This window comes from Moorena sp. SIO1F2 (assembly GCF_010672755.1).
Classification (GTDB): Bacteria; Cyanobacteriota; Cyanobacteriia; order Cyanobacteriales; family Coleofasciculaceae; genus Moorena.
This window is the reverse complement of the sequence record NZ_JAAHFV010000445.1, coordinates 1-4,760: the sequence shown is the minus strand read 5'-3', so window position 1 is coordinate 4,760 and position 4,760 is coordinate 1. Positions and strand designations below refer to the sequence as shown.

Annotated in this window: 4 protein-coding genes; 1 reads left to right on the top strand and 3 read right to left on the bottom strand. The window is 43.0% G+C overall.

Annotated elements, in window-relative coordinates; translation table 11 throughout:
- Nucleotides 1–169 precede the first annotated feature (169 nt).
- On the bottom strand, nucleotides 170–373 hold the full coding sequence (locus tag F6J94_RS30510) for an NblA/ycf18 family protein (protein ID WP_075903326.1): 204 nt from the start codon (nucleotides 371–373) through the stop codon (nucleotides 170–172).
- A 552-nt stretch (nucleotides 374–925) separates the two neighbouring features.
- Between F6J94_RS30510 and F6J94_RS30505 the strand changes: the two genes are divergently transcribed.
- Nucleotides 926–1,111: a hypothetical protein gene (locus F6J94_RS30505; protein WP_293047142.1), complete on the top strand. Its 186-nt coding sequence runs from the start codon at nucleotides 926–928 to the stop codon at nucleotides 1,109–1,111.
- A gap of 278 nt (nucleotides 1,112–1,389) precedes the next feature.
- Here F6J94_RS30505 and F6J94_RS30500 read toward each other — a convergent pair whose 3' ends face one another.
- Together F6J94_RS30500 and F6J94_RS30495 are read right to left on the bottom strand one after the other, a co-directional pair.
- Nucleotides 1,390–2,148 (bottom strand): methyltransferase domain-containing protein, encoded by a 759-nt coding sequence (locus tag F6J94_RS30500; protein WP_293019272.1) that lies wholly within the window; start codon nucleotides 2,146–2,148, stop codon nucleotides 1,390–1,392.
- Between the two features lie 394 nt (nucleotides 2,149–2,542).
- Nucleotides 2,543–4,318, bottom strand: a complete 1,776-nt coding sequence (locus tag F6J94_RS30495) for an N-acetylmuramoyl-L-alanine amidase (RefSeq protein ID WP_293047140.1) — start codon at nucleotides 4,316–4,318, stop codon at nucleotides 2,543–2,545.
- Between the last annotated feature and the right edge of the window lie 442 nt (nucleotides 4,319–4,760).

The window sequence follows — 4,760 nt, the reverse complement described above, 5'->3', positions numbered from 1 at the left end:
CGCACAAGATTCCAATCATGAAGAAATGGAACTTGTACTTAGACTTGAGAAAACGAAAAGAAGAAAAACCTTTGCCCAATCTATTAGTGAATGCTTTAGCGTTTAATCGACATAAAAATTAAAATAATGTCTTCATTTAAGAAAGCCATAAGCACAGGGATACCTGAGCTTACTCACTCCAAGGTGGAGGATTTCCGATTAAACTGTGCTTAACGAAATTCCTGAAATGAATTTCACGAATTGACATCTGTCTATAGAGCTCGCACAGAAGATTCTTTGCTTGTTCAAGGTCGAGATTTTGAATTTGCGTCTCAAAAACTTTAAGATTGAACTCCTGTTCTAGGGAAAATTCTATTGGTTGATGTTTTTCCATGATGATCTGACTCCTATAAATTTCCAGAAATTAGGGATTGGTTAGACCCCTCAACTCACGTTAATTACGAGTGGGTAACTTGACGCCTTAATTACTTATCACCTTGAGTTGGGATTTTTCTGCAAGGATTACTGTAAATAGGCTTTATACTAGTTATGATGGCAAAGTTTACGAGACTTTACAGTACCCTTGCGGGTACTTTGTATCCCACCCACACCTATCCTTAAGTATCACATCGGTAAAGCAACCAGAAAACGCGATTGACCGTAGGTCACGCTTTAGGCTTTGCCTACGCTGCGCGAACGCGAACGCGCTTCAGGGGATATCCAGAGAAGCCTGAGCACTGTCTTGATGCAAAGCGCGAGTGGGGGAAACCCCCTTTGGCCGACTGCATCCCTAAACCTCCAAGTAACGTAAGTAAAAATACTTAGCGGTAATCGATACTTTCAGAATAATTGGCAGACAAGAGCAGAATGCCTCAGTATTGATCTCAGTTTTTTGTTTCAGTTGTTTCAGTTATATGATCTCAATACATATATTCAAGGTAAATTGATGCCAGTTATAGAAGCTAAGACTTATATAGAATATCGGGACAATGGTTACTGGATTGCAGGCAGACGAATTTCTCTAGACTCCGTTGTATATACTTTCCGCAACGGATTATCACCAGAAAGTATTGTTCAATCCTTCCCACTGTCAACCTTGAACAGGTTTACGGAGCGATCGCGTTCTACTTAGCTAATCGTGAGCAGATTGATACTTACCTCGCTTTGGAAGAGGAAGAGTTTAATGCCATGGCTCAACCATTACAAACCACTGATCCGTCTCTGTATAACAAACTTATCTCACGATTATCCAAAAAACAGAGGCTAGGAGCATGAGCGTCTGGGTCTTTTAGTTTTTCCGTCAGCATATGCGCTACGCGCACGCTGCGCGAACAGCAGTCAGCGGTCAGCCGTGAGCCAAGGCCAATGGCCTTGGCCATTGGCTGATAGCAGCTGAATGATTACTGATAGTTAGGTTTTGTTAAAAAAACTATCAGTAAACTGTCGCAACCCGAAATACCATTTAACGACCGGGTCCTTTAAGTAAGGTTGTAGAAGTCTCATCTTCGTAGATTCTTCGTAGTATGCACTCGATGCAGCAGATTCAGAGGCAAGTAAACGGTCAATTACTTCTAGTATTTCTGGGGCTTGAGAATGCTCTGCCTGGAGATAATCGATAATATTGTAACGATACCAAGGAGCTACATTAGGTATTTGTCTAAGTTTCTCGCGAATACGATCCGCGACGACAAAATTATGCTTAGTGAATAAACGGTGCCAGTAATCTCTGGAATGAAGATTGATATGTCCATGGCCGCTCTGACTAGGAACTGCTGCTGAAAATACCACGATTGGCGCAACACTAGTCATCCAGCTGATTAGTATTGGAGATGTTTCAGGTTCTAGGTGTTCAGCAACTTCCAGAGAAATAGCAAGATCGAAATTCTGGTTGGAGAAACGATTAGCAATGGCTACTTCGTCATTTAGATCAAGTTTGTGAAATTCAATAGATGATTCTGAGAAATCAGGTTCCGAATAACCATCTACAGCTGTTACCTCTACACCCAATCTGGCCAGCTCTCTAGTAAGATGCCCAGGACCACACCCAAATTCTGCCACACGTTTTGGTTGATAAGTTTTAACGATTGTTGACGCTATAGCTTGATAATTGGTATCGAATATTTCACTAGTAAAATATTCTGAATTGTAATCAAATGCAGCCTGAGTCATAGAATTTATTTCAAAGTTATACGTGAGGTGAAACCGAGACATATCTTACATCAAACAAGTGATACTAGATAGCTCTGAAAATGGTTTTGAATTTACAGGCACTCAGTTGAGAAATTAAACAAGTTAGGGTAGCCCATATATCTATCAAGCAAATTGGCGAAGTTTATTTTACCATCAAAGCCAAAAGTCTTGAGTCCAGTAATAAAAGTTTACATTGTTATCCTATCGTTGTTGTCAACGGATGCAGTCGGCCAAAGGAGGTTTCCCTGATGAGCAACTACCAGTGCGGTCTTGGGGGTTTCCACGCCAGTCGCTCATCTGACTCCCCATCTCCCCATCTCCCCATCTCCCCTCTGTTTCCCTATTCCCTGTTACCTATTCAACAAAGCTTGCATTACTCCACAGTAGCTATCCATTCAGTAATCCCATCTGCGATCGCATTAGCCAATCGTCTCTGTTCTCGGGGATTGCTAATCCATTCAAACTCTACCGGATTAATCATAAATCCCAATTCCAATAGCACCGAAGGAGCTTTGTGAGGACGGGTTAGGGCGAGATTATTCCAAAATACTCCGTAGGATGGACGCCGGAGCTTTTGGACTAAATAATTATGCAAAAACACTGATAAATCGTGGGCTTGGGTATGATACCAAAACATTCCGATCCCAGCAGTATTAATAGCATCACCATAATCTGGTAGCGCATTGTAATGGATAGAAAGGGCAATCGTTGGTTCTAGTTCGTGAATCATATCCATCCGGTCTCGTAATGACACATCCTTGTCAGTTTCCCGTGTCATATATACCGTTGCTCCCCGTTGTACCAATTCCTTTTGCAACAGTTTCGAGACTACTAAATTAACATCCTTTTCTGGATACCCATTCGGTCCGCTAGCTCCTGTTTCGGCTCCCCCATGTCCGGGATCGAGCAGTATCTTAATTCCTGCTAACCGCTGAGTCGATAGACCCAGTATTCCTCTACTGCTCAAGTTGGGTGGATGTCTCAGAGACAGAATTAGAGTAGTGCCTTCATACCTTAAGTCATACCCCCACTGCTGCTCAGATTTGAGTCTAAAATTATACTCCACCCGGTCTGGAGTCACTTGGTACCAGTCTAGGCGCTTAATCACTGGGTCATCATTTAGGAAAATCGTATCCGTTTGAGCCGTTAGATTATGTAGCGTTAGGGTAAAGGTTTTATCGGACTGCTGCACACTCACTGGTACTGGTATCTCTAGGGGAAAGAGAATTTCTGTTGCTCCAGGTACCTGTCGGGAAGTAATACTGCGAATAATCGACTTCGGGGGAGTTGCACCAGGAATTACTTTGGTTTCCTTCTGGCGAATCCAAGCACCATAATCAAGACGTAACCAGTCTCCCTCTTTGCCCGTGACGGCTGCTCTAGTTCCCTTTGGTAAAGGCGTTAAGCGAGAATAGTTAGTACTCGGTCCAGTGCGGGCAACCCCAGCCTCTTCTATTACCTCTATTACCTCTAAGCGGTTACGAGAGAGAATTTCCACTGTACCTGTACCCCGCTGACTGACTCTCTCGCCATTGAGATTTAGTTGAAACACAGGGTTGCCAAAATTACCAGCTTGTGATACTTCAGCGCATCCCTGGTAGTTATTAATGACTGCACGAGGTGTAGGTTGGTTTTGACCAGTCAATACGGCAAAATTGGAGGGAAGTTGGGCATCTTGGGATTGAGGGAGTAAGGAAATCTGTTGATTGCCCAGGGTGACAGAAACTTTAGCACGAGGGGATGCGATCGCACCAAAACAAATCTGTTCTCCGGGTAATCTAGCAATATCTGCTGCTGGGGTCAGGGAATCTTTCGCAAATCCCAAACCTTGTGGTAACTGTGGTTCAGTAGAGAGTCGGGTTACGGTAACTTGAATTTCCTGGTTTAGATAGCGCAAGGTAAACCGATTTTCTCCCAGCTGCAGAGGGAAACTAGGAGCAAAATTCCCACTTTGGCTACGGGGGATAGGTCTACCATTGACCAACACCTCTGAAGTAGGGGCTGCAGTACCAATCAAGAAAATTTTCTCTGCAGTAGTTTTATGCTCACGGGGGGGATAGGCCAGGAAAAGGGGTTGCTCAGCCGAAACAGGTAAAACAGGTAATGTAATCACAGAAGCTAGTATTGCCCAACTCAGGATTTTTTGCATGCTTTCTCGTCAACAGCAGGATAGGTTACCAGTAATTAGCCCAATCTTACCAGGAGTATCCCAATCTGATTTAACCTCAGCTCGAGATCAGCAACTATTGTCCCATTGAGTCGTGTCTGGTCAGAGACTGTCTAATCTCTGGTCAGAGTAATTGATTTTCCAGGAATTTTTCACCAGAATTTGCTAAATAATCCACCAATTCTTCTGTGTACTCCCACTAACCTTGCTCAATTATTCTTTGGGGAGATGACTAGGGTTAGTAAACAGCACAAGAAAATGTCGCAGAGTGTACCAAAAACTTTTATTATTTGTTATACTTAAATTATGGTAACACCGACAGGGATTATTATGTAACTTAAATTAAAGCCGAAAACCAAGGGTTTAATAGTTGCGCTCTCTATCCCGGTGGAACCAACTTTGTTGACATTTTTATGGCGCTCGC

What these genes read in the sequence shown, in the direction of transcription:
- F6J94_RS30510 (WP_075903326.1), bottom strand. Translation starts at nt 373, where the DNA reads ATGGAAAAACATCAACCAATAGAATTTTCCCTAGAACAGGAGTTCAAT.
- F6J94_RS30505 (WP_293047142.1), top strand. Translation starts at nt 926, where the DNA reads ATGCCAGTTATAGAAGCTAAGACTTATATAGAATATCGGGACAATGGT.
- F6J94_RS30500 (WP_293019272.1), bottom strand. Translation starts at nt 2,148, where the DNA reads ATGACTCAGGCTGCATTTGATTACAATTCAGAATATTTTACTAGTGAA.
- F6J94_RS30495 (WP_293047140.1), bottom strand. Translation starts at nt 4,318, where the DNA reads ATGCAAAAAATCCTGAGTTGGGCAATACTAGCTTCTGTGATTACATTA.